The 2,294-nt window shown below is 75.2% G+C and carries 3 protein-coding genes; 1 reads left to right on the forward strand and 2 read right to left on the reverse strand.

Features of this window, described 5'->3' with window-relative positions:
• The coding region (locus ACFU7Z_RS38800; RefSeq protein WP_380782862.1) for a helix-turn-helix domain-containing protein at positions 1 to 707 on the forward strand (707 nt) is incomplete at its 5' end.
• Here ACFU7Z_RS38800 and ACFU7Z_RS38805 read toward each other — a convergent pair.
• Positions 683 to 1,339 (reverse strand): class I SAM-dependent methyltransferase, encoded by a 657-nt coding sequence (locus tag ACFU7Z_RS38805; protein WP_380782864.1) that lies wholly within the window; start codon positions 1,337 to 1,339, stop codon positions 683 to 685. The genes ACFU7Z_RS38800 and ACFU7Z_RS38805 overlap by 25 nt on opposite strands.
• A gap of 74 nt (positions 1,340 to 1,413) precedes the next feature.
• Positions 1,414 to 2,157, reverse strand: coding sequence for a CPBP family intramembrane glutamic endopeptidase (locus ACFU7Z_RS38810; RefSeq protein WP_380782866.1), 744 nt, complete (start codon positions 2,155 to 2,157; stop codon positions 1,414 to 1,416).
• Positions 2,158 to 2,294: the final 137 nt, after the last annotated feature.

Raw genomic sequence — 2,294 nt, forward strand, 5'->3', positions numbered from 1 at the left:
CCGGGGCCGGGGCCCCGCGGTTCGCCGTCGGCCCCGGATACGCGCTCTACCAGGGGCCGTTGGCGGACAGCGCCTTCCACCGGCACGCCACCTTCCAGGTCGCCGTCGCGGCCGCCGCCCGCACGGTGGCCATCGACGACGACACCGGGCGGCGCCACCGCGGGCCCGCGCTCGTGGTGGCGCCGATGGTGCGCCACCGGATGGCCCCGACCCGGGAGGTGCTGACCTTCTACGTCGACCCGCACTGCGCCTTCGCCGACCGGCTGCGCGCGGGCTGCGCACCGGGGGTCGCCGTCGCCCCGCAGTGGCGGGGCCTGACCGAGCGGGACGTCCGGCCCGGTGGCGGGCTGCCCGCCACCGGGCTGGACCCTCGGCTGCGCGCGGCAATGGCGGCACTGGCCGCCGACGGCCGGGAGCCGCTGGAGGGCCTGGCCGCGCGCGTCGGACTGTCCCCGCAACGCCTGCGGGCCCTGGCACGGCGACAGTTGGGGGTGCCGCTGGCGCGCTGGCGCAGCTGGCAGCGGCTGTCCCGGGCGGCACTGGCCCTCGGCGAGGGGTGCTCCCTGGCACAGGCGGCGCTCGCGGGCGGGTTCGCCGACCAGGCCCATCTCACCCGGTGGATGCGGGAGTTGACGGGGCTGACGCCCTCGCAGGTGCTGCCCGCCCTGCGCGGAACGGCGGTTCAGGCCGGGCGGCGTGCGGTGTAGAAGGACATCGAGCCGGTCACCGTCGCGACGGTGTCCACCTCGCGCACCCCCTCGAAGCCGGCCTCCGCGATCAGCCGGGGCAGGATGCCGTCGGCGTTCGGCTGGGTGTCCTCCTTGCCGTCGGCGAACTGGACGATCCGGAAGGCCAGCCGCATGGCCGCCGTGCGCTGCCGCCCGTAGTCGGCGATCACCAGCTTCCCGCCGGGGCGCAGCGTGCGGTGCATGGCGGCGAGGACGGCCTGCTTCATCGGGACGGGGCACTGGTGCAGGACGAGGCTGGAGACGACGGTGTCGGCGGTCCCGGCGCCGACGACCTCGTCCACCGCGTCACCCATGCCGGTGCGGAAGTCGGGTTCGATCCCGGCCGCGGCGGCCTTGCGGCGGGCCAGGCGCAGCACGGCGGGGTCGGGGTCGACGCCGACGACGGTGGCCTGCGGTTCGGCGCGGCCCAGCAGGACGGCGAAGGACCCGGTGCCGCAGCCGACGTCGACGATGACGTCACCGGGGCGCGGGGCGGCGTGCATGGCGAGCAGGCTGCGCCACAGGCGTTCGCGGGTGAGCGAGACGATCGGGTCGTAGAGCCCGAGGGCGAGGCGCCCGGCGGCGGGGGTGAAGGTGTCGGTCGGTGTCATCCGGCCAGTGTGGTCGGGTGGTTGGGGCCGCGTCTTGAACGAATCGCTCGCGTCCCCGGGGGCGGATGAGCGCTTCAGGAAGCGGCCGGAGCGGGAGCCGTACGGGCCCGGAGCAGCAGGAGCAGCCCGATCCCGAGCCCCAGGTCGACGGCCAGGCCCAGTGCCTGCAGCCAGTCGGCCGTCTTCCCCGGCGAGTAGATCTCCAGGTAGTCGGACAGCGCGTGCACCAGCACCAGCGGCCAGACGCTCCCGATGTACAGGCGCGCCCCGCACAGGCAGAAGCCGAACGCGCCGGCCTCCAGGACCTGCCACAGCGTGTTGCCCAGGGGCGCGCCGAAGAACAGCCAGTTGCCGAGGTGCCCGACCCCGAACAGCACCGCTGTCAGCACCACCGCGCGCGCCGGGCCGAGCGGCCGCGCGACCTCCAACACCAGTGCCCGGCTGCTCAGTTCCTCGCTGACCCCGATGGCGAGCATCAGCACCACCCCGCCCACCAGGGTCGCCGTGCCGCCCTCGATCCCGGGCAGCGCCGCCAGCCCCGCCGCCACCACCAGTGGCAGCAGCACCGGCCAGCGCGCCATCACCCCGAGGCCCGTCACCCCGCCGGTCGCCAGCAGCCCCCAGGCCCGGAGCAGCACCAGCACCACCGCCGCGCCCGCCAGGTTGACCACGGTCGGCCCCAACTGCGGGAACCACCCAGGCTCCAACGGCGGCAGCACCTTCGCCACCACCACGATCGCCGCCTGCCAGACGATCGCGACGGCAACCGCCCCCAGCACCGGACGCCGGCGCACCTGGCTCCCCCATCGCTTCAGCACGGCTCGATGGTAGGCACGGCAACGTCAAGTCAGCGTCAACCCGGACGAGTTGATCCCCAACCGAGATACCGGCGACGGGCGCGCAGGAAGTCGGACCCGCCGACTTCCTGCGCACACCACGGCAGACCGGGCGGCCC

This window comes from Kitasatospora sp. NPDC057518, from assembly GCF_042802075.1.
Taxonomy (GTDB): Bacteria; Actinomycetota; Actinomycetes; order Streptomycetales; family Streptomycetaceae; genus Kitasatospora.